The 23,128-nt window shown below is 36.2% G+C and carries 20 protein-coding genes and 1 pseudogene; 7 read left to right on the top strand and 14 right to left on the bottom strand.

What is annotated here, in order from left to right; translation table 11 throughout:
• Positions 1-10: 10 nt before the first annotated feature.
• Positions 11-1,600 (bottom strand): flavin monoamine oxidase family protein, encoded by a 1,590-nt coding sequence (locus tag F6K27_RS00930; RefSeq protein ID WP_287272858.1) that lies wholly within the window; start codon positions 1,598-1,600, stop codon positions 11-13.
• A 42-nt stretch (positions 1,601-1,642) separates the two neighbouring features.
• Here F6K27_RS00930 and F6K27_RS00925 point away from each other — a divergent pair, with 42 nt between their 5' ends.
• A complete protein-coding gene (locus tag F6K27_RS00925) occupies positions 1,643-1,888 on the top strand; it encodes a hypothetical protein (protein WP_287272857.1) in 246 nt (81 codons plus the stop codon).
• 237 nt (positions 1,889-2,125) lie between these two features.
• Here the strand turns inward: F6K27_RS00925 and F6K27_RS00920 are convergent, their stop codons facing one another.
• Both F6K27_RS00920 and F6K27_RS00915 read right to left on the bottom strand, forming a co-directional pair.
• On the bottom strand, positions 2,126-3,817 hold the full coding sequence (locus F6K27_RS00920; protein ID WP_287272855.1) for a sodium:solute symporter family protein: 1,692 nt from the start codon (positions 3,815-3,817) through the stop codon (positions 2,126-2,128).
• Positions 3,818-4,105, bottom strand: a complete 288-nt coding sequence (locus F6K27_RS00915; protein ID WP_124146386.1) for a DUF4212 domain-containing protein — start codon at positions 4,103-4,105, stop codon at positions 3,818-3,820.
• Between the two features lie 1,424 nt (positions 4,106-5,529).
• Here F6K27_RS00915 and F6K27_RS00910 point away from each other — a divergent pair.
• Positions 5,530-6,099, top strand: a complete 570-nt coding sequence (locus tag F6K27_RS00910) for a transcriptional repressor (RefSeq protein ID WP_287242925.1) — start codon at positions 5,530-5,532, stop codon at positions 6,097-6,099.
• Here the strand turns inward: F6K27_RS00910 and F6K27_RS00905 are convergent.
• The 4 genes from F6K27_RS00905 to F6K27_RS00890 form a co-directional block, all read right to left on the bottom strand.
• Positions 6,032-8,521: a hypothetical protein gene (locus tag F6K27_RS00905; protein ID WP_287272853.1), complete on the bottom strand. Its 2,490-nt coding sequence runs from the start codon at positions 8,519-8,521 to the stop codon at positions 6,032-6,034. The genes F6K27_RS00910 and F6K27_RS00905 overlap by 68 nt on opposite strands.
• A gap of 349 nt (positions 8,522-8,870) precedes the next feature.
• On the bottom strand, positions 8,871-9,251 hold the full coding sequence (locus F6K27_RS00900) for a response regulator (RefSeq protein ID WP_124146389.1): 381 nt from the start codon (positions 9,249-9,251) through the stop codon (positions 8,871-8,873).
• 215 nt (positions 9,252-9,466) lie between these two features.
• Positions 9,467-9,646: a hypothetical protein gene (locus tag F6K27_RS00895; RefSeq protein WP_287272851.1), complete on the bottom strand. Its 180-nt coding sequence runs from the start codon at positions 9,644-9,646 to the stop codon at positions 9,467-9,469.
• On the bottom strand, positions 9,615-10,274 hold the full coding sequence (locus F6K27_RS00890) for an S-layer homology domain-containing protein (protein ID WP_287272849.1): 660 nt from the start codon (positions 10,272-10,274) through the stop codon (positions 9,615-9,617). Before F6K27_RS00890 ends, F6K27_RS00895 begins: the two co-directional genes overlap by 32 nt.
• Before the next feature lie 469 nt (positions 10,275-10,743).
• Here F6K27_RS00890 and F6K27_RS00885 point away from each other — a divergent pair, with 469 nt between their 5' ends.
• Positions 10,744-11,313: a Uma2 family endonuclease gene (locus F6K27_RS00885; protein WP_287272848.1), complete on the top strand. Its 570-nt coding sequence runs from the start codon at positions 10,744-10,746 to the stop codon at positions 11,311-11,313.
• Between the two features lie 223 nt (positions 11,314-11,536).
• Here F6K27_RS00885 and F6K27_RS00880 read toward each other — a convergent pair whose 3' ends face one another.
• The 4 genes and pseudogenes from F6K27_RS00880 to F6K27_RS00865 form a co-directional block, all read right to left on the bottom strand.
• Entirely contained in the window at positions 11,537-11,665 is a 129-nt protein-coding gene (locus F6K27_RS00880; RefSeq protein WP_287300824.1) for a hypothetical protein, read from the bottom strand.
• Positions 11,666-11,720: 55 nt separating this feature from the next.
• Positions 11,721-12,380: an SDR family oxidoreductase gene (locus F6K27_RS00875; RefSeq protein ID WP_287272847.1), complete on the bottom strand. Its 660-nt coding sequence runs from the start codon at positions 12,378-12,380 to the stop codon at positions 11,721-11,723.
• Positions 12,381-12,472: 92 nt separating this feature from the next.
• Positions 12,473-12,787 (bottom strand): annotated as a pseudogene (locus F6K27_RS00870) (DUF86 domain-containing protein).
• A 25-nt stretch (positions 12,788-12,812) separates the two neighbouring features.
• Entirely contained in the window at positions 12,813-13,160 is a 348-nt protein-coding gene (locus F6K27_RS00865) for a nucleotidyltransferase family protein (RefSeq protein ID WP_287272845.1), read from the bottom strand.
• Between the two features lie 177 nt (positions 13,161-13,337).
• Between F6K27_RS00865 and F6K27_RS00860 the strand changes: the two genes are divergently transcribed.
• The 4 genes from F6K27_RS00860 to lysS all read left to right on the top strand — a co-directional run bounded on the left by F6K27_RS00860 (position 13,338) and on the right by lysS (position 20,840).
• Positions 13,338-15,830 (top strand): GUN4 domain-containing protein, encoded by a 2,493-nt coding sequence (locus F6K27_RS00860; RefSeq protein WP_287272843.1) that lies wholly within the window; start codon positions 13,338-13,340, stop codon positions 15,828-15,830.
• Positions 15,831-15,982: 152 nt separating this feature from the next.
• Complete coding sequence (locus tag F6K27_RS00855) at positions 15,983-17,161, top strand: ABC transporter permease (protein WP_287272841.1); 1,179 nt, start codon at positions 15,983-15,985, stop codon at positions 17,159-17,161.
• A 387-nt stretch (positions 17,162-17,548) separates the two neighbouring features.
• Positions 17,549-18,457, top strand: a complete 909-nt coding sequence (locus F6K27_RS00850) for an ABC transporter permease (protein WP_287272839.1) — start codon at positions 17,549-17,551, stop codon at positions 18,455-18,457.
• An 814-nt stretch (positions 18,458-19,271) separates the two neighbouring features.
• Complete coding sequence (gene lysS / locus F6K27_RS00845) at positions 19,272-20,840, top strand: lysine--tRNA ligase (protein WP_287272837.1); 1,569 nt, start codon at positions 19,272-19,274, stop codon at positions 20,838-20,840.
• 395 nt (positions 20,841-21,235) lie between these two features.
• Here lysS and F6K27_RS00840 read toward each other — a convergent pair whose 3' ends face one another.
• The 3 genes from F6K27_RS00840 to F6K27_RS00830 form a co-directional block, all read right to left on the bottom strand.
• Positions 21,236-21,541 carry a hypothetical protein gene (locus F6K27_RS00840; RefSeq protein ID WP_124143940.1) on the bottom strand — a complete coding sequence of 102 codons (306 nt, stop codon included), beginning with the start codon at positions 21,539-21,541 and terminating at the stop codon, positions 21,236-21,238.
• Positions 21,542-21,737: 196 nt separating this feature from the next.
• The gene (locus F6K27_RS00835) at positions 21,738-22,013 is read right to left on the bottom strand and encodes a hypothetical protein (protein WP_205127284.1); all 276 of its coding nucleotides are present in this window, start codon (positions 22,011-22,013) and stop codon (positions 21,738-21,740) included.
• Positions 22,014-22,155: 142 nt separating this feature from the next.
• On the bottom strand, positions 22,156-22,797 hold the full coding sequence (locus F6K27_RS00830) for a Uma2 family endonuclease (RefSeq protein WP_287272835.1): 642 nt from the start codon (positions 22,795-22,797) through the stop codon (positions 22,156-22,158).
• Between the last annotated feature and the right edge of the window lie 331 nt (positions 22,798-23,128).

Genomic DNA, 23,128 nt, shown 5'->3' with positions numbered 1-23,128 from the left:
CTCCTATAAATTAAGAATTTTGTACTCTAGTAGTAATATCATTAACAATTTTATGAGCTGACAAAATAGCCCCTTCCTGCCATCCGCTTAAATAACTCATATAGTCTCCGGCAAAATATACATTTCCTTCAGGTTCATTCAGAACTTGATATGCCTTTTTCCTGCTATCTTGCTCCCAACTGATCCAAGCACCCTGGCTATAGGGGACTTTTCCCCAAGCTACGGTGCAGCCATTTGCTACGGATACTTCCTGATTATACCCTGGGTGAATCTTTTCCCCTTGTGAAATAGCTAGGGATAATCTTTGATTAAATGTCATAGCTTCCCAGCGTTTTGAAATATCATTACTCCAGATGTAAGCACCAACAATAATACCTTGAGGATTATGAAAACCGGTTGAGGGATACCACATTTGAATAATGTCAGCCTCTGTCCAGGAAATACCACCGTAGATATTGTAGTCTTCTTCCCAAAATCGACGCTTGCTTTGAAATCCTACTTTAACTGCCCGGTTATAGGAAGATGCTCCTACTGTAATCGCAGCTTGATGTTCCTTTGAAAAATCAGCTTTAATATTTGTTAGTACCGATAGGGGGATGGTACAAATTGCGAATTTACCATCAACAGACTGATATTGATTGCTTTTGCGATCGCGATATATCACCTGCACCCCATCAGAATTCTGCTTAATTTCAGTAACTTCAGCCTTATAGCGAATAAGTCTACCCACCCTCTGCTCAAAAGCTTTAGCTATAGCATCCATTCCACCCACTGGTTGCAACATGGTGGCAGCTTGTAGATAACTTTCACCGAAATGCATTTTGTATTCCCAGAACCGAGAATTTAATAATTCAGATAATGGCAAAGGCTCATGTTTTCTACCAGTGTTTATTCCAGCACCAGGGGGAATTTCATATCCAGCTCTACTAGAACCCACATATTCCCCCTTTGAATTTAAATCACCAAATCGTTTAACAAACTCTAACAGACGCTCTTGTTCTTCGAGAGATACATCCCGATCTAACCCATTAATACCAATAGCTTTAGTTAGTAACTCAGCAATGTAACCTCTGCTGTCATTCAAAACCCGTCGGTTGTTAACAGGAGAACCACCGAAAGCTTGATCGTCCTGGAAGTAGGCTGCCCGATTTTCATTAACGATTACCTCTAGTGGCACTCCAAACTCTTTACAATAACTCAAAATATTTTTGTGGTGGTAAGGTATACGAGCTGGTCCTGCGTTTAAATAGAGAGAATTGTCATTATCAAATGGGCATTTCTCTGAGCGTTGACTTTGCTGATGAATCTCATTGATTACATCGTTATGGCGCAAAGTCCAACAGCGACCACCTGTACGATTTCGAGCTTCTAACAAAATACATTCATATCCAGCTTTTGTCAACTCGTAGGCAGCGGTCATACCTGCAATTCCCGCTCCCAAAATGATGACTTTAATTCCAGCACCTGTTTCGCCTCCTAGTCTTGGTCGATTAGTTGTTTGAGCATGGGTTAATCTCCAACCCATGGCATGGAGAGCGATCAGAACGGCAGTCGTTCCACCAGCTCGACTTAATAAATTAAATAGTGTCCGTCGTTTCATTAATTGATTCCGCTAATCAGATTTTATGTTGTAAATTATCGGATGATATCATGTCCGGTAGCATCGGTCTTGTATAGCAAAGGTAAGGAAGAAGGAAGAAGGAAGAAGGAAGAAGGAAGAAGAAAGAGGGAAGAAGGCTACCCTCGCAAGAAAAAACCATCATTTCCTGTAGATATTCACCCTTGGGTTTACACAAACGATATAAACGGACATGATATGATTTTGATCTGTGCCAAAAATTTTTTTCTGATCTATCAAAAGTTTCTGCTTATAGCGGTTTTCAGGTAGATGAATTATACCAAATCCGGTTCTTATAGGGTAGTCAGCTAAATATCCAAATCCTGATCACCCAAAGATTTTGAATTTTGTGAATATCTCCTTACTACACCGGATTTGGTATTATACAGTCAAAAACACAACCTTTGTAGGGACTACGAATTGCCCCTGCTGTGTTCTACTAAAATGAAAACTGCTGTATGCAAAGCATTATGTATGATCATCCCGTAACTATACAACGCCCACAAATTAATCCAACTCTTCCTCTCCAATATCGCTAATGGGAACAGGTACAGCTAGAGGCGATCGCAAATCTTCTACCATTTCTTGTATTTCCAATGGTGGCGGAGGTGTCATCCGAGACACAACCAAAGTCACAATAAAATTCAGCACCATTCCCACAGTGCCAATACCTTCAGCAGAAACGCCGAAAAACCATGTAGGCATTCCGGCAAATTTGACACCGATAATATAGATAGTAGTAAATAATAAACCCACTACCATACCAGCGATCGCTCCTTCCCGGTTAGTCCGTTTATCAAACACACCTAAAATAATTACTGGGAAAAAACTTGCAGCAGCTAAACCGAAAGCAAAAGCTACTACCTGAGCAACAAACCCTGGTGGATTAACTCCAAAGTAACCAGCAATGGCAATAGAAAACCCTACCATGATCCGCCCTACCATTAACCGTCGCGACTCGGATGCTCCTGGATCGATCATTCGATAATAAACGTCATGTGCAATAGAGCTAGAAATTACCAACAACAAACCCGATGCTGTAGACAAAGCAGCAGCTAACCCTCCTGCTGCCACTAACGCAATTACCCAAGGAGCAAGTTTAGCTACTTCTGGAGTAGACAAAACAATGATATCCCTGTCGATCCTAATTTCATTAGTCTCTAGATCTGGGGTTAGTTGGAAGCTACCATCATTATTTTTATCGGTAAATTCTAATAAACCCGTATTTTTCCACTTTGTTGCCCAGTCTAACTGTTGCACTTCCTCCAAAGTTTTGTTGTGTAAACTCTCAATTAAGTTATATCGGGCAAAAGTAGCTAAAGCAGGAGCGGTTGTATACAAGATAGCAATAAACAATAATGCCCAACCAGCAGAATATCGAGCTGCTCTTACATTCGGCACTGTGTAGAAACGGACAATAACGTGAGGTAAACCAGCAGTTCCAACCATCAGCGCAATAGTGATAAACAAAACATCAAGCATACTTTTGTTGGTAAAAGCAGCGCTGTATTCTTGGAAACCCAAGTCTACCTGAACCTGATTTAGTTTTTCGACAATATCGCTGAAAGTAAAAGCAAATTGAGGAATGGGAATACCTGTAATAACTGTCGCAATAGCAATAGCTGGAATCAGATAAGCAACAATGAGTACAGAATATTGGGCGACTTGAGTCCAAGTGATGCCTTTCATTCCACCTAAGATGGCAAAAAAGGCAACAATAATCATACCAATGACAACGCCAGTACCAATATCAACTTGCAAAAAGCGACTGAAAACAATACCGACACCGCGCATTTGCCCAGCAACATAAGTCATGGAGACAAAGATAGCAGCGATAACCGCAACGATACGGGCAACATTTGAGTAGTAGCGATCGCCCACAAAATCAGGTACTGTATATTTGCCGAACTTCCGCAGATATGGAGCGAGTAGCAGTGCTAATAGTACAAAACCGCCAGTCCATCCCATCAGATAGATCGAACCGTCATAACCCAAGAAAGAAATTAACCCTGCCATTGAAATAAATGAGGCAGCAGACATCCAGTCAGCACCAGTCGCAGCACCATTAGCAATAGCAGGTACACCTTGATCGGCGACAAAAAAACCTTTACTATCTTTAACTCGCGATCGCCATCCAATGTACAGATAACCCATGAAGGAAATAATAACGAGTATAAATGTCCAGACTTCTACAGTCATTTAGTCTCTCCTGTCAGTATTAGATTGTCGATCGAGTTTGTCCATGTTGTATTTTTTATCGAGTTTATCCATTTGAATGGCGTAAGTAAAAATTAAGATGACAAAGACATAAATTGAACCTTGTTGTGCCATCCAAAAACCCAAGGGGACACCAAAGAATTGAATTGCATTTAAGGGTTGGACTAATAAAATGCTAAAAACAATTGACACTAAAGCCCAAACTATTAGCAAGTTTCTGATTAATGCTTTGTTGGCACGCCAGTATGCTTGACGTTTTTCTTCATTCATTTTTTAAGTTGTTGATTGATTATGGATATTTTGATCGAATTTTCGGGACAAAATCTGATTAATTAGCTCTAAGAGACTGTTTGTAAAAGGAATATTAAATCTAGGCATAGTGGCGTGACACAGCTAAAATGGTGCCACCGTAACCCACCTAATATACCGAATATTAAGCCAATACGCTTTCTTAATCTTTGCTTGTACATTCACTCTCTAAACATGGCCTTTTTTCTATAAACTAGGCAAGTTAGATTAATCCCAAGTATGTTATTAAAGCATTATTTAGTACTCGTTGGAAGTGTCATATAAAAATTAACAATTAGCCCTTAGTTGGGTGCATCTCAATTTTGAATAAAGCCAAAAAATTATCGCTTTTAGGCAACAGCTTATCTGGCAACAGGAAATAGAGAATATATAGGAAAAAAGTATTTTGGCAAATAGTTAGATGCACCCCCTCAGTTTTTGTATTTTTCTGCACTTTTATAGTTACTTTATTATTCTCTAATTATTTAGACATTTTATAAACAATTGTGCTGAGAACTTATATTATGTCCGGATAATTAGCGAGCAAAAAAACTTTCTCCTTTTCCTCCTCTTATTTCTTGCTTCTTTATTCCCTCCTGACTCCTGACTCCTCCCTGATTTTATTTATAAGTAATCAACCGGACATAATATTACAGCAGAAGTAATATGAAATACGAAAAATCATATTTAGTTGTTAATAAATAATTAAATAATCTACGGATGTATAGCTTTTAGGATTTTTTTATAATTAATTAAGCAGACATAATATGAAAAGGTAGTAGTAGAAATTTTTTTGTCTTTGAATTTGGCAACTACACTCCATTTAGCTCTCAGCTAATATCAAGTCTCATTAGACATCTCCAGAAAAGAGACAATAGGGAATAGGGAATAGGTATGGAGGGGGAAATAATTAATGATTTCTGTACGATAATTGATTTTATTTTTTATTTTTGGAGATGTCTATTTCTGAAATAATGGTTGATTTTATATCATGTTCGGACGGGTCAGTTATAAATAAAATTTCAGAACTGACAGTACCAAATAAATACTGAAATTATCTTGAAATACTGAAATTATCTTGATTTTTCTCCTTTCTTCCCTCCTGACTCCTGACTCCTGACTCCTGACTCCTCGCTAAGTTATTTATAAGTATTCAACTGAACATGATATTACACCTGATGTTACAAATAGTTTCGCTTCTTTAAATATCAAATAATTGCTTAAAGCTATTGTCTTGTCAAAGTTTTTAGCTGATCGAATCTAACTTCTGACTTCTGACTTCTGACTTCCATGAAACGGTGTCAGCCTTGAGGCCAATTAACTCTTGCAAAAATCTCTCAATAAGTATATATTTTCTAATATGTAGTAATGCATTTATTCAGAAGCAAATCTGGGCAATCATAAAAATGGTATTCTATCAGCATGATTCACTTAAGTCTGAACTAAATCAAAGAGGTTGGCGTTTGACTCCCCAAAGGGAGACTATTTTACAAATGTTTCAACACTTACCTCAAGGTAAACACTTAAATGCAGAAGAAATATATAATCTGTTGTTATATCAACAGGAAAAAATTAGCCTTTCTACTGTCTACCGAACCCTACATCTCTTGACAAAAGTAGGTATTTTGCGGGAACTAGAATTAGCTGAAGGACACAAACATTATGAGATTAACTCCCCTAACCATCGTAAACATCATCATATAGTCTGTCTTCAATGCCATAAAACTTTTGAATTTAACGATGATTCTATAACGAAAATTAGCCAGAAACAAGCTGAAAAAGAAGGGGTCGAAATGTTAGACTGCCAATTAACAGTTCATGCTGTCTGTATAGAAGCTTTACGCAAAGGTTGGCCTGCCTTAGTACCTACAAGTTGGTCTTGCCCCAGAACTAACTTAGAAATCATGTCTAACTCAGGTTCAAATCATCAAAAGGCAAAATTGGAGGAGGAGGAGGAACTACCAAATGTTCAATAACTACTCTATGACTTTCGCGGTTAGTTTGTACTTCGGCTGCGATCGCTTCAATTTTTATTTCTAAACAACCATAAGCAATATACAGTTCTGTAATTACCTCTACTTGCCCCATGCCATTAGGAATAAAGTCAGTTAACCAACGTGGTCCTGCAACTATTGTTTGAGCTTGGCGGTCGTAAACCCAAATCTTAACATAAATACCAGGCAAACCCTCCGGTAATTGTACTCTAACTTTTACATCTTTTCCAGCAATTACATCTTTAGCCAGTACTTCTAAATGAGGCACTGGCACTGGTTGATCGTCTGGTAAAATATAAGGTTGTCTAGAAATTGATTCATCTTCCGACTGAGAAACATTTGCTAAACCATCATTCCATTGCTTTTCTTGCTGCTCTATTTGTTCATCTTCAACAACAAACTCTTGTGCTTCCCAATTAATTTCATCAGAATTGTCACTGGCAAGTTCTTCATCATCAACTATCGTATTTATAGAGTCACTATCTTGCAACTTATCTGTTCCAGTTTTATGTTGATCTTCTGATATATTCTCTAATTCTTCAGTTGGAGATAAAGAAGAAGCTTTCATCCATTGGGACAACTCAGAATCATTAACCAAAGAATTCAGCCGAGAAAAAAATCTATCCTCTAAATTCAAAGCCTTAAATGCCTCTTTTCTAGGAGCAAATTTTGTCGGAAAGGGAACAAGGTTTTGCTGATTTATAGAATAAACTTCCTCTTCCTCAGTAGTTTTCGACTCCGACTCCGACTCTGACTCTTCTATTTCTTCTGCTTGTAAACTTGTCCGCTCTGAAAGTTTATTTGAATCTTCCCAGACATCATCTAATTCATCTGAATCTTGAGGAGCATTTGACTTGGCCAGCAACTCATTAATCAGAGTCTTATCTTTGGCCATTGTTTCCGGTGGTGGGTTTCCAAAGGTTGGTAACTCTAGTGTTCCAGAATCTTCCTCTCCTTCAACAGGTTGATATATCTGTGGTGGTAAGGGTTGTTCTATATCAGATTCCTTCTGGGGTTTAACTTGATTAATTTTTTCTACTAACTCCTGAAAAGAAGGAGATTTTTGCTCTGATTTTCTTGCTGCCTGAGTTATTTTTGCAGCCATTTCCTGATAGTCATCTTCAGTAAAATTATCATCAATTGCTGTTAACCAATTCTGTAGTGGGGCTGTAATTGTAAAAGATGTATTAGCTAAAGTAGCTGTATTATTTGTGAGGATAATTTGCCCTAATATTAAACGAGTTTTAATATTTTCTGGAACATTGACTGTACAAGCAAATATAATAGGTGTAACTTGTTCTGGTAGAGCTTGTTGTATATCAATTAAAATTTCTGAAGTTTGAGGATTACGCAGACAAATTTTTAAATTACCATTAACTATTGGAGTATTATTTTCTGGAATGGAGGAATCATTTTTTGTTAAAGTATTCTGGGATATAAGGTGATTTAAACCTTCTGTAGATTGAATATTTTGAGCTTGATTATCTAAGATTATTTGACCAGATATAATTAAAGCTTCTCCTGGTTGAGCAGTATAAGATGCTTGGTTTAAGGTTAGTTGTAAAGGATAATTTATAGTAGAGTTAGTCTGATTAGTGATGTTGGTATCTGCCTGTTGATTTGCCTCTAATTCTATTGCTTGTTCTATTGCTTGTTGTTGCTCAACTTGCCCAAGTATTGATGAATTATGTCTGAGAGTTTCAGTTAGTTCTTTTAATTTTTCCTCTGTATCTTTAATGTCTGATGGATGACTTTGTTCTTCGAGTTGGTTTTGAGCTTGAATACTTGAATCTTCTTCCTCATCATCTAGTAAATTAGTGGAATTTTTCTCTTCAATCTGAGCATCCAATAATTCTATGTCATCTGATTTAGTTGTTAATTCAAAGTCTTTTTTTTCTGTATTTTCTTCTGGATGATCTATGGAGCTTATTTGACTAGAAAAAACAGATATATTTTCATTAGCAATCAACTCATTTTCCTGAGTTTCTGAATCTACTAATGGATATAGTTCCTGACTCTGAACATCTAGTGTTTGTGAGAAATCTGAATCATCATAATCAGTGGGCAATACTTCTAAATGGACAATATGTTGTTTTGCTTTGACAGATGATGTAGTTGGTTTACTTTGACAACGAAATTCCCATTTACCAGGTTTGAGGCGGGTAAAAGGGATAATAGAGATTAGACCTTGAGAGTGGGTAAGACTAGAACGTTTCTGAACTCGCCTTAAGGGTGGAACTTCTTCGAGAGAATCGTGAATAATCTGAATTTGGACTTCTGTATTGGCTATATGGGTATGAGCCACAATCCGATAACGACCTTCTAGAATCTCCACATCGGATGATTCTAGAGGTAGCCAGGTTCTATCGCCTTCTTTCTGTAGCAAAAATTCCCAGTTTGACATATATTAAGTCTACAGAGTGACTTTGCATAATATATTACTTTAGTTTATATCAAATTTTTTTTTCTGCGTAATTTTAGACACTAATGTTTAGAGTTTTTTGAACTTGAAGAAGTAGTCAGTAGTCAGTAGTCAGTAGTCAGTAGTCAATTTAAAGTAATTAAACCAATTCCCACTCATTAATACTATTTTTCGATAAAACTTCAGTTATTATGTAATTAATACAGGTATGATAATTTTTTTGCTAATTAGCAGCCCAGTTAATGTTAATGATTCTCATGTTTAATTCTCCACTACTACCCTACTCCCCACTCAAGAAAATGTAGAACAGTTTTTGAGAAATGGTTTACTACTATGGAACCCAACCCAAAATTGTCTCTACTTCAGTTGCCAGAGACATAGGATCAAAAGGCTTATTAATTACTCCATTTATTCCCAACTGCAAAAATTGATGGCGATCTTCTGAACAAACTTTCGCTGTCAGGAAAATTACTGGAATTTGCTGAGTGGCCTGATTAGCTCGTAGTTGTTTAAGAGTAGAAAATCCATCTATTTCAGGCATCATTACATCTAAGAGAATAGCATCTGGCTGTTCTACTTCTGCTTTAGCAACAGCTTCACTACCTGAGCTACCTGTAATTACTTGCCAACCACCTACTATTTCTAGGCTAAGTTGGGCTACTTCTCTAATATCTTCTTCGTCATCTATTAGTAAAATTCGTTTTTTTGCCATCGGATAAAATATATTTAATTTGACATTATTGAACTTGTAATAGTGCTTTGAAACTACATATAATTTTGAGTAGATAAAAACAGTTTGGGAAGTTGGTTATAAGTTTCAATATTTGCTCAAGGAGTAAATAATTGTTACTGCCATAATTTGTAATTTTTTCAATTTGGAATTGATACTTAAATTTCACCTTGTTTATATCCACTTTTTTTATCTTTTTATTTTGAGTTTAATACCCTGCCTTCACTGGCGGTGTTGACAATTAGTTGGGGTTTATAGACACGAAATGGTGTGTCGAAGACTATCCCCATTCCCTTCTTTCTTCTTTCTTCTTTCTTCTTCCTTCTTCCTTCTTCCTTCTGAATATTACCTGGTTGCACCTGGAACCAAATCATCATTCCAGGGAAGAGATGCAGGACGTTGTTGACGGTCTAAATAGGCATTTAAAGCATAAACCATATCCCCACGAGTCATCGGTTCTAAAGGATTTATGTTGTTTGTACCTGGTTCAGTATTCACAAAACCTTCATACAATGCTGTTGCTATTGATTTTGTTGCCCAACTCGGGATTTTATCTGAATCTGGGTAATTATTTAATAGCTTTTTAGTATTTTCTTCAGGAAACTGAAAAACACCATAAGCTTGAGCAAAAATCGCAAATGCTTCTGCCCGATTAATTTTATAATTTGGAAAAAACATTCCCTCACGATAGCCACTCATTACAGCATTTTTGAGGACAATTTGAATATCATTATAAGCCCAATAATCTGAAGAAACATCTTTTAATTCAACATTTTGTTTCTGGGAAGATTCACGTTTTTCTAAATCAAATGTTTTGACTAAAATTGACGCTAATTCGGCTCTACTAATAATTTCATTGCGATTAAATTTTCCGGCTGCATCTTTGGTCATTAATCCTGCAGAAACTACTCTTTCTATGGGGTCTACTATTTCTTCTTGAGCTTGAACAATTATTGGTAATTGTAATAATGCTATGAGGGAAAATAGACTAACAAATTTTTGCATAATATAATTTTAATCACATAGTTTTTGTTGATATATTCATTGTAATACTAAATCCAGCGATCGACAGAATTTTCTTAAGCGGGGAACCCACCCTTAACCCCTCCCAGGAGGGGGAGTGGTTACGGACGTTCCATGCAACGTCCGTACAGGGAGAAGCAAACATAATAATAATAATAATAAGAGTTACGCAATGACAATAGATATAGGGTTTTACTCAGTTACGCTACTGCTTTTTCTTATAGTCATGCTCCGCAAACATGTCGCGGAGCGTTAACGGAGTTATGCGACAGCAAAACACATCCTACTGGACTATAAATAGGATGGGATTTGAATCTCATTTATCTCCTGAGTTCTGACTTCTAATAAATGCTTAAAACTCAGACAACGTAATATTTTTCATTCTTCCTTTTTACTTCAAATTTAAGAAATCAACTGTTAGTATTATGATAGTTGAATAGGATAAAATTAAATGCAAGCAACTCAAATTTACTATTCTGTCGAAGAGTATCTAGAGCAGGAAAAAACTGCTGAATTTAGAAGTGAATATCGTGATGGAAAAATAATACCTATGACTGGAGGAACTGTAAATCACAATCGAATTTTTGGTAACTTTTACGCAACATTAAAGTATGGCATTAAAGGGCAACCTTATGAAACTTTTATGAGCGATCTACGCTTGTCAATACCAACAAAAAATATCTACACCTATCCAGATGTAATGGTAATTTCTACTCCAGTTATTTATGCTGAAGGTAGGCGAGATACTATTACTAATCCTCAGATAATTATTGAAGTATTATCGCGATCGACAGAAAGCTACGACCGGGGGCAAAAATTTGAGTATTATCGGAGAGTAAATAGTTTGCGGGAATATATTCTCATCGACCAATACAGATATTATGTCGAACAGTTTAGCAAAACTGAGGATGGCAAATGGTGGTTATCAGAATATGAAGGTGATGGAGCTATTTTATCTTTAAGTTCAGTGGAATTTCAAATCTCTTTGTCAGATATCTATGAAAATGTAGAATTTGAGTGAAGAAGGAAGAAGGAAGAAGAAAGAAGAAAGAAGGAAAAAGGAATTTAGTTATCTACAACAGAAACAAGGAAGACATCTATAAATCCTCAAAGTTAGTCAGGGATTACTTCTGAGTTCTAACTTCTGACTTCTGACTTGTGCGTAGGGTTATAGTATTATAGTACTGTGCGCTGGTATATTTACAAATTGCAGGAAGTGCCCAATAGCTAAAAGTCTTATATTATCATTTTCTTTGTGGGTTTAATACCCCACCGTCAACGGGGGTGTTCAAAATTACTTGGGGGAGCGAATCCCCATGTAATTTTCCTCCTGTCTCCTGTCTCCTGTCTCCTGTCTCCTTCTTCAATGGCAATTTATTCCCCCTGTTGCCTGTTGCCTGTTGCCTGTTGCCTGCGCACAGCGCTATACTACCAAGGCAATACTTCACCCTTTGCGTGCCAAAAAGTACCTGTATTTTCTAAGTTTAATTCGTCAATTCTAGCTAACAAATTTTCTGCTGCTTCTGCGGGAGATATTCCTGTGAAATTCGTCATTCTAGTGCTAATTAAACCAGGATGTAAAATTGCTACAGCAATTCCCTGTGGTTTTAGATCGACAGATAAAGATTTACCTGCCATACTAACTGCAACCTTTGACATTCGATAACCATAAGTACCACCGGAAGTATTATCATCAATTGAACCCATTCTACTGGTAATAATAGCAATTTTTGAGCCTGATTCCATCAAGGGTAATAAAGCATGAGTTAGGCGTAAAGTTCCTATAGCATTCACTTCAAATTGTTTGCGAATACTATCAAAATCTAAATCATCTAGAGAATTTCTTTCGACTATTCCAGCATTATTAATTAGTACATCTAATTTTATCCCTTTTAGACGATTAACTAAGTTAGCAACATCTTTTTCAGAAGTAATATCTACCCCAGTTTCTAAACGCACTCCTAGATTTTCTAATTCTTGATTAGATTGACGACAAACAGCAATTACTTTGTCACCTTTACTATGAACTTGTTTACATAATTCTTGCCCAATACCACGATTAGTTCCTGTGATTAAATAAGTTGCCATAATCGACTTTTTTTCCTTAATTGCTGATAATTTTGCTGGTTGATTATATCATATAAGTAACACAATTTTTGAGGGAGCGAAACCCAACATTTTCATTCATTAGAAAGAGGAGGCAATAAAACCTCTAATTGCTCTAATAAAAGAGGAATATCTGATGCAATAACTCCCCACAAAATTTCTGATATTACCTCATCGTAGTGATGAGCAATAATATTTCTTAAACCAATAAGACTGCGCTAATTTATCTGAGGGTGTAATTGTTGAAATTCTAAAGATATTCGACGTGCAGCTTCACCCAAAATTTCAAATTGACGCTCTACTGCACTTTGTATCAAAATGCTCTGTAAATACTCACTGTAATTTATATCAGTAGTAAACTCTTGAATTCGACGAATTGCCTGTACCATATCCCAAACTGAAGCAATATCTCTATCATTGTTTTGCATAAATTACTTGATAAGTGTTTAAAATATTAGCTAAACGATAGGGATTTTTAATCATAGCTTTTTCTACTAAATCAACTGCACGTCCAAACTTTGTTTCTAATTCCTCTTGCATATCTAATAATTTTGACAATGTTAACTGACAAGAAGAATCATAAACTACTAAAATATGAATATCACTATTAGGGTGAAAATCTTCTCGCAATACTGAGCCAAATAAAGCTAATTCAGTAATATTCCAGCGTTGGCAAAATTCAGCAATTTCTGAGTAGGAAATTTTTAGACGTTCTGTGAGAATAACTTTCAAATCAACTTTTTTTTGTTCTCTAAGTATCATAATTACACAGTTTCACATAAGTTAAAAGTCAAAAGCCAAAAGTAAGATTTTATAGGCTCAAAACTTTGATACTACAGTAATTTCCGGAAATTATTTCACGTTTCAGTAAGATAAGTAGTGTAGCCTAAGTTGATGAAATTTGGTATTACAATTCCTTAATTATTGACTTTTAAAATTATGCCAGATTCTACGGAAAACTCAAAGCAAATTATTACCGTGGGTGACCAACCTACGACAAATGATGAACTTGGTTTTACTCCTTATGTTATAGCAATGGCTGAATTTTTAACTCATAAAGATACTAAACCGCCACTAACTATTTCTATCGAAGGTGAATGGGGTAGCGGTAAGTCTTCTTTTATGAAACAACTTGAAACTGAGGTTAAAAAGAAGTCTAAAGAATTAGATAAGGAAGATTTAAAAAAAGTTTGGCAGAAAATTAAAAAAGACCGGATTATTTTCAGCGATGTATCAGATATCTATGAACTTTTCAGATTAAAATTCAAACAAGAAACTCAAACTGTTTGGTTTAATGCTTGGCGACATGAAAAATCTGAATCACTTTGGGCGACTTTTGCTCTATCTTTTTTAGAACAATTGTCGAAAAATCGTAATTTATCTGATATTTTATATAACTTTTGGAGTTACTTAAATCTAATCGGTAATCGTCTTGACTGGAAAAATAAACCAGTGAAATTTCTCCAGACTTTGGTAATAATATGGTTGATGGCAACTATTATTTTTTCTATTCCAATTGTTGTATTTTTTCGAGATAAGGTAGCGGGAATTTTTCCTTTTTATGAAAGATTTGCAGATATTGTTAAAACAGATTCAAAGTCAGAAGAGGAAGATAAAGAAGGCGAGGAAAAAACTGATAATAAAGAAGATGAAAATAATCAATTTTTAAGTTTCTGGTTACAATTGGGAGGTTATGGTGCTGGGTTTGCTGGAGTCGGAAAACTTTTAGCAATATTGAAAGATTTAATTGGCGACCAGAAAATGGATTTGACTCAATATCTTGAGCATCCTGATTATGATAAACAAGTAGCTTTTATTGAAAAGTTTCACGAGGATTTTTCTAAAATTGTTAATGCTTATGTGGGTGAAAATGAGAAGATTTATGTTTTTATTGATGATATTGACCGTTGTGGTTTGGATAAATCTGCAGATTTATTACAAGCTCTAAATATGATGATTTCTAATGACCCAAAGATAATTTTTATTTTGGGTATGGATCGAGAAAAGGTAGCAGCAGCTATAAGTTTTAAACAAAGAAATGTTATTCCTTTTCTAGCTTCAGCGATCGCCGAAAATCAAGTAGAGGAAAATGAAATTCATAAGTTGAGGAAAAAGGTTGATTATGGTTTTAGTTTTTTGGAAAAGTTTGTGCAATTATCATTCTCTGTTCCTGTACCTTCTCAAAGGAAGTTAAATAGTTTTGTTAAAAAAATATCAGAAATGGAGGCAGAAATCAAAGCTTCTCCTGAAAAACATTTTTTTGGAATTTCTCATAATTTAATTCTTAAAGTATTTGATTTTCCTCAAAGATTTAATGATGCAAAATATCTACTCCAAGCATTCATAGGAAAAGTTGATATAATATTTTCACCAGAAGAAAAAGAAGCGGAAAAAACAGAAGCAGAAGAATCTTCTATTTCAGAACAGAATTTAGAATTTCAAGAGGCTGAGGCTACATCTCCAGATTTACCTATTTTCCCAATTATTGAAAAAGATTTAGGCAAAGAAAGTCTTCCTCAAGTTATAGAGATGGTTGCTCCTTTTTTTGATTATAATCCCCGTTGTTTAAAACAATATATTAATGTATTGAGACTCAGGATTCATATTGCCTATTATTCTATTGGAGTTACTTTTGCTGAAACAGAAACAATAACCATAGAACAAATTTGTAAATTTACTGCTATTACCCTCAGATATCCCCGTCTTATTTTGGAACTAAAGAATAATAATCAACTACTTACTGAGTTAGAAAAAAATGCTGTTGATAAATCTATTCCATCAACTAATTCCATTATAATTAGTTCTGAATCTACACTCAATAATCAGGAAACAGGAAATGCAAATTATTGGCTGAAAAATTATCCGAAAATTAAACAATTACTTTGCTCTGAAATGATATTGGATGATCAGCAAAAATCTGGCAAAAAGTATATTTTTGAAAATGGTTCGATTAAAAAACTATTGGAAATTTCACCACAACAAAGTTTACCTTCTAAATATTTTAAACTGCGTGAGTTCCTAGCTGCTGAAAAGTGGAAAGAGGCAGATGAGGAAACTTATCTAGTTATGTTACAAGTTGCAGGGCGAGATAAACAAGAATCCTTGGACATAGAAAGTGTAGAGAAATTCCCCTGTATAGACCTCTACATAATAGACAAGCTTTGGGTAAAATATAGTAATGGTAAGCTTGGCTTTTCTGTGCAAAAGGAAATTTATCAGAATTTGGGTGGTACGAGAAACTACAATACACAAGTGTGGAATAATTTTGTAATACAGGTAGGATGGCGGCAGAGGGGTGGGGTGAATTTCTATAAAATTTATTTAGATGATCGGGGAGATATTTCTACACCTTTGGGACACCTACCTTACCTTGGGGGCTTAGAGGTGTGGCGGGGAGGGAGGAGTATTCTTCTCTCGCGCAGAGACTTGTAGGCTTTAACATATAAGCGCTTCAGCCGCCGTTTCAGCGATCAGTTATCAGTTATCACCTTTTTCAGTGAAGAGTTATTACTTCCGATAATTATTGTGTAGGTTGGGTTGACGGAGGAAACCCAACAAAAATTAACACTGGTGTTACAGTCATAATGGCACAGGAAGTCGGTAAGTTTTCTGTTGGGTTGCGCTGTCGCTTTTTCCGTTCCGGAATGCTAGCGCAAATATGTTGCGGAGCAAAACCCAAGCTACGATCTACTACTGCTACAAAAAACGGGCTGAAGCCCTACTACGAACTAATGCCGAAAATTATCAAGTCAATTCTACTCCCAATATTTGCAGTATTCGCCGCTTTATTAACAGGAGCAGCTCTAATGCTCTTAGCAAAAACCAACCCCATAACTGCCTATACCGCCCTATTCCAAGAATCTCTTACAACCTACTTCGGTTTCAGCGATACCCTCAGCAAAACCACCCCACTATTGCTAGCAAGTTTAGGAATATTAATAGCATTACGAGCAGGTTTATTTAATCTCGGTGGGGAAGGGCAAATTTATATGGGTGCTTTAGGTAGTGTTGTCGTCGGACTATATTTGCCTAACTTCCCAATATGGATACATTTACCCCTAGCATTGACAGGAGGTTTTCTGCTCGGAGCAATTTGGGGAGCGATCGCTGGTTATCTCAAAGTCGCCCGTGGTTTAAATGAAGTGCTGACTACCCTACTCCTAAATTACATCGCTCAAAATTTTGTCAATTACATGGTAAACGAACCTCTTATCGCCCCCGACGCTCCTAGTCCGTACACTCCTCTCATTGCCGAGTCAGCGCGTTTACCGATAATTTTGCCTAAAACTCAAGCTCACGCTGGAATTTTATTGGGGTTAGTTATTGCCATAATTTTAGCCGTCGTGTTGTCATTTACAGCTTTCGGTTATCAAGTAGATGCTGTCGGACAAAACCCTACTGCTGCTCGTTACGCCGGAATTTCTGTCAACCGGACTATTCTCGCAGTCATGGGTTTATCCGGTGGTTTAGCAGGTTTAGCAGGAAGCGCAGAAGTATTAGGAGCAAAATATCGGTTGTTTGAAAATTTTTCTCCTGGTTATGGTTTCGACGCGATCGCCATTGCATTATTAAGTCGGGGCAACCCCCTAGCAGTAATTTTAACATCCCTATTTTTTGGTGTTCTCAGGAGTGGAGCAAATGTGATGCAGCGGAGTGCGGGGGTGTCGATAACTATTGTTTATGCTATTCAAGGTTTGACAATGTTGTTTTTAGCAATAAGTTTGAAAAAGGAGTCAGAAGACAGGAGTCAGGAGTCAGAATGAATTAAGTAACAATTAAGTTTAAAAAAGGAGTCAGGAGACAGGAGTCAGGAGTCAGAATGAATTAAGTAACAATTTAAGCATTTTGTAGGTTGGGTTGACAAAGGAAACCCAACAAAAGGCGTTGCACAGTGACGAATGATTTTATATTTTTGATGAACAGGATTTTGGATTTGATAATTGCTAGAATGACTAATTAATAGTTTTTTTTAGTTAAAGTCTAAACTAATTTTTGGTAATATCATTCCATAATGTGCAACCCCCAACAAAAAGTTATAATTGTTTGGGTGTTGCTGTAGTGGACACAACTCAAATGGTGCGTTACGACGGGTTGTTAAATGCCACCCACAGTCTAAATTTTAGTGGTCTAACGCACCCTACTGGACTAAAATGACAAATATCAATTTTTTCTCTGATTATTTATCTGCCACAATTCGACTTTCTGTTCCTCTAGCTTTTGCTGCTTTAGGTGGAATATTTTCCGAACGTTCCGGCATTCTAAACATTGCTTTAGAAGGAATGTTATTAACAGGTGCTTTTATCAGTGCGGCTGTTTCTATTTCCACAGAAAATGTCTGGATAGGAACTTTAGTAGCAATTTTTGCCGGGGGAATTTTAGGCTTAATTCATGCCTATCTTTGTGTCAGTTTAAAAGTCAATCAATTAGTTTCAGGTTTGGCAATAAATTTAGCAGTATCGGGATTAACTGCTTATGGAGCTAGGGTATTATTTGACAGTGGCACAATTGCTCTACCAGGTATTGAAACTATCAAATTTTTGGGATTAAAAGATTTGCCTATTTTAGGAATATTTTTCAATCAAGACTTATTATTTTATTTACTTTTATTGTTAATTCTGGTTTCTACTTACATCATTTTTAATACCAGTTGGGGTTTAGCATTAAGAGCAGTTGGTGAATATCCTCAAGCAGCAGCAACAGCAGGAATATCTGTTAGTTTAGTGCGTTATTTAAGCGTAGGTTTTAGTGGTTGTTTGGCAAGTTTAGGAGGAGTTTATTTAGCATTAGTTCATGTGAAATTTTTCACCGAAGGTATGAGTAGTGGAAAAGGTTTTATTGCTTTGGCAGCCATAATATTCGGTAGATGGCATCCCGTTAATACAGTTTTAGCTTGTTTATTATTTGGCGCAACAGAAGCTTTGCAGTTAAGAGTTCAAGCTTTTAATCTGAATATTCCGTATCAATTTTTAGAGATGTTGCCTTATGTTATTGCTCTATTAGCTTTAATTGGTTTAGCAGGTAAATCTACCCCTCCTGCTGCTTTGGGAAAGCGTCAGTAGGGGAGTGGCTCACACGGATTATGGCACGGATATACGGATACGGAATTGATTGACGAACAGGAAAATTAATTTATTATTTATCCTTTAAAGGAGAGGCTTGAAACCTTAATTATTCGGTAAGTAGCACGATTTTTTTGTATTTCATATAAGATGCGTGAAGCAGTATTATAAATAAGTCTAGAAAATATGGCTGTCACTACGAAAGTATTGAAACTATAAAAACCTCAAAACTTAAACTTTTATCACTACATAAATTAAAATATTGATATATAAAAAAAAATTATTTGCCATTAAATTTTTGTCTATTTAAAATATTATTGAAAACCAAAATAACCTTCAATAACATCATTTTTATCTTTGCTTGAAGACCTCGCCGTCTACAGGATATTTACAATTAGTTAATTAGTTGGGGTTATCAGACACGAAGTAGCAGGTTGTTGATTATCCCCATCCACTTTTTCCTTTTTATTTGTAAGCATTCAGCTATCAGCAACAAGACTTTCTTATATAGGACAGTGTTTAAATTCAAATATACTTTAAGGTCAAGGGAGCCTACTTTTATAGTAAGACAATTAATAACGCTTTGATAGTAAACTAAAAGTAGTAGCTGATAGCTGACGGCTGTTTGCGCAGCATTCCGGAGAAAATGCTTACTTTTATTTCTTCCTTCTTCCTTCTTCCTTCTTCCTTCTTCAATCCCAAACTTTTAACCTCCAAATAACTTTGGAATAATTTAATCTTTATAACATCCTAGAAACAGAAAAACTATGGTATTATACTAACCTCATTAACCAAATATAGAATACAATTACCAATGGCTAAAAACGAAACCAGGAACGAAGCAGAAGTTCGTTCACAAAGAGTTGATGAATTACGCTCCCTGGGAATAGACCCCTATCCTAGTAAAGCAGTAGAGCGATCGCACACTGCTCAACAAGTTATAGACCTATTTTCCCCACCAGCAAAGGAATTAGAACCAGGGGAAGCAGACCCTAATGAAAAATTATTAAAAGTTTGCGGTCGTATTACTTCTAAGCGCGATAGTGGTAGTATTGGTTTTATTAAACTAACAGATGAAAGTGGAAAAATTCAACTTAAAATTGAGAAAAAATTAGTTAAGGGAGACCCTGGTTTAAGCTTTAAACAAATACAAAAACTCCTCGATGTGGGAGACTTTATTAGTGCCGAAGGAATAGGTTGTCGAACTAACCGAGGTGAGTTATCAATTCAGGTAAATAAACTCGATCTTATTTCTAAAGCTATTATTCCATTTCCTGACTCTTATTATGGTGTAAATGACCCGGAAATTTGTCGTCGTCATCGAGAAATGGATTTAGCTGGAAATGCCGAATCTTTACAGCGTTTTAGAATGCGGAGTAAAATTTTACAAAGTATTCGTACATATCTTTGGGATGCTGGATTTTATGAAATAGAAACACCAGTTTTACAAGCAATTTATGGAGGTGCTGCTGCTCGACCTTTTACCACTCATCATAATGCTTTAGATGTTGATTTATATCTGCGAATTGCTACAGAATTATTTTTAAAACGAGCAATTTGTGGTGGTTTTGAACGGGTTTTTGAATTAGGCAGAGTATTTAGAAATGAAGGAATAGATAGTACCCATAATCCTGAATTTACTTCCCTAGAAGTTTATCAAGCTTATGCAGATTATTTTGAAATTTTGGGCTTGGTAGAAGATGTTATTTGTTATTGTATGAACAATGTTTTAGGAGATATAAAAGAGATAGAATATCAAGGACAAATTATTAATTTAGAGCGTCAATATGACCATAGTCAAAAATATCCTAATTTCACTGGTAAACATTGGCAAGTTAAAACAATGGTAGAAGCAGTTAAGGATGAAACAGGACTAGATTTTGATAACTTAGAATTGCCAGAAGCTATTAAAGCGGCAGAAAAATTAAACCTCAAATTATCCAAGTTAGAAACACAAAGTTTAGGTTATCTTTTATATGCTGTTTTCGACCAAAAAGTAGAATCAACTTTAATTCAACCTACTTTTGTAATTGATTTTCCAGTTGAAGTCAGTCCGTTAGCAAAAAGACATCATAGCAAACCAGGTTTTGTCGAAAGATTCGAGTTATTTATTCACGGTACAGAATATTCCAATGGTTTCTCCGAGTTAAACGACCCTCAAGACCAACGCCAACGTTTTGAGGAACAAATTGCCCAGAGAGATGCAGGAGATGATGAAGCGCATCCAATGGATGAAGACTTTATTCAGGCGTTATCCTTGGGGATGCCTAGTTGTGGTGGAATGGGTATTGGAGTTGACCGTGTCGTGATGTTATTGACCAATACTCAAAGTATTCGGGATGCCATTATGTTCCCGACTATGCGATCGACTTTGAAGGATTGAAGAAGGAGTCAGGAGTCAGGAGTCAGGAGTCAGGAGGGAAGAAAGAAGAAAAAGGAAAAAGGAGAAAGGAGAAAGTTTTTTTACCACGCTCTTATCCGGACATGATATTACAGCATATTTCGGGTAAATGGTGAAAACATTGTGGTGCGGGCATCTTGCCCGCTATGGGTGTACCTCATAGAGTCGCAAAGTGCTGTAGATATCTCTGAGAAAAAATGTAGAACAGTTTCAGAACAAATTGTTTACGTTCTTCATATTCGCCATTCTGCTCGGCAATTGCTAGAACCATAATAACTCAGCGATCGCTCATTCTCATCCCTAAGAGGCGATCGCCTTGACTTTAAACAGAAGAAGTAACTGCCTTAGCGCTACTAATTTCCTCTCGAATAGACTTATTAATTACATCCCACTAACAACAAGCGATCGTTAATAGATAATTCCTTAGTAAATTTCACTAATTCTTGCCAAGATAAACTCTCCAACTCCGACTCAACATTTCCCATCCCTTGAGGCAACTTTCCTTCCTCCAAAGTCTCTAGTAAATCATTACGAAGTGCCTCCAAAAAACCACAATCATTGCCAATATCTGATGCCTCATCCTCATCTATATTTTCAATTTCCTCCAAACGTTTTTGATAAGCTGCTATTTGATATTCAATTGCCTCAACAATAAATTGTGTTGCTTTATAAGATAAAATCATGTCCGGTAGCATCGGAGCGTGTATAAAATTAAGGTGACAATAGGATAAAACCTTCTGCCTCCTGCCTCCTGCCTTCCTTCCAGCAAAGTCTAATTATTCAACCGGACATGATATAATTTCATAGTTAAATTTCCTTCGTTTACTAATTGGGTAAAATGTTAGCCTACTAAAATAATCATTACTACCTTTTTATAGCTTAGGTTATCTTTTTAAAATATGTTCCTATTTCTCTAAGAACTGCTTTATATTTTTCTAATGGCATAGTATAACTTGGAGTCCATAACCAGTGATTATTGTAATCATTAATCAGCGTTAGTGCTGAAGGAATCTCGGTATCTCGTTCTAATTTCCACCAGTTTTTACCGCCTCTGGGAACTGCAAATGTGGAGATACCACCTTCAAAACTGCTATTAACCCAAATTTCTTTATCAATAACGTAAGTAGCAATATCTTTACTGCGGACGTTATCCATATAAATCAATAGGTGTTTTTGCCATTAAGCATGAATTTCTAATAATCTTTATTTAAAAATAATACTACTAACTTAATAAAGTAACAGCAATATTATTATTAATCCGTGCCCTACTTGCGTAGCGCTATATTACTTTTGAAAATTACTGAAACTCCCCTAATAACCAACCCCCTATCTGTGCTTGGTCTTCCGTGCGACTGCGACTTAAAGCAGTTTCCAATATATCAATACTTAACCCTGGTAAAACTGCCGACTCCCGAATACGCCTGCTACCATTATTACCAATAATCGCAAAAGCAATAATTTGTGCTTTTTGTACATCTACCACCCAGTATTCTGCTACTTGTATTTCCTCGTAAAGTAACCTTTTCTGACCAATATCATCAGCTAAAGTAGAGTCAGCAACTTCTATAACTAAATCTGGCGGTGGCGTAGTGTCGAGGTTAGTAATGGCTGTTCCTTTTGGAGCCAAGTCTGCTCGTTTCCCAATATAATAAGATATATCTGGTTGACACTCTCTGATACCTGTCATCCTATAGCTACAGTTATCTAAACTATTGAAAGCAAGACCTTTGATAGTGCAAAAAAGATTAATTGCAAATAGAATAATTGCATTATTTCTGGAGTGGTCAGGTCCTATTGGCATAGTTTCAATTCTGATTTGCTCGTTGTGGTAATAGCATTTAGCTTTTTTATAAGCAGGATTATTTGCCATTTCGATGAATTCATCCCAGGTAGCGATCGCCCATGTATTTGTTGGCAGATTTGTTTTGATGGTACTCATAGAAACTCCTTTTTTAACCCAAATCAAGATGTTGATTTAATTCTCCAGTACATTCTCAAATAAGATTTTATAGCGCTGCGCGCAGGTAACAGGCAACAGGCAATAGGCAACCCACCCCTAACCCCTCCCAGGAGGGGAATAAAAAGCCGTTTGCGCAAGCATTCCGTAGGAATCATATAAGACTTTTAGCTATTGGGCACCTCCTGCAATTTGTAAATATACCAGCGCGCACTGCTATATAACGTCTTGCCCCTTGTTCCTTAAGACCTACGGACGTTGCATACACCATCTATCGGGCCGTTCGCCCCTACTCCCTACTCCCTAATCCCTA

The sequence above is a fragment of the Okeania sp. SIO2F5 genome (assembly GCF_010692685.1).
Taxonomy (GTDB): domain Bacteria; phylum Cyanobacteriota; class Cyanobacteriia; order Cyanobacteriales; family Microcoleaceae; genus Okeania; species Okeania hirsuta.
Note: the sequence above shows the minus strand (reverse complement) of the source record. Positions and strands in the feature narration are given on the sequence as shown.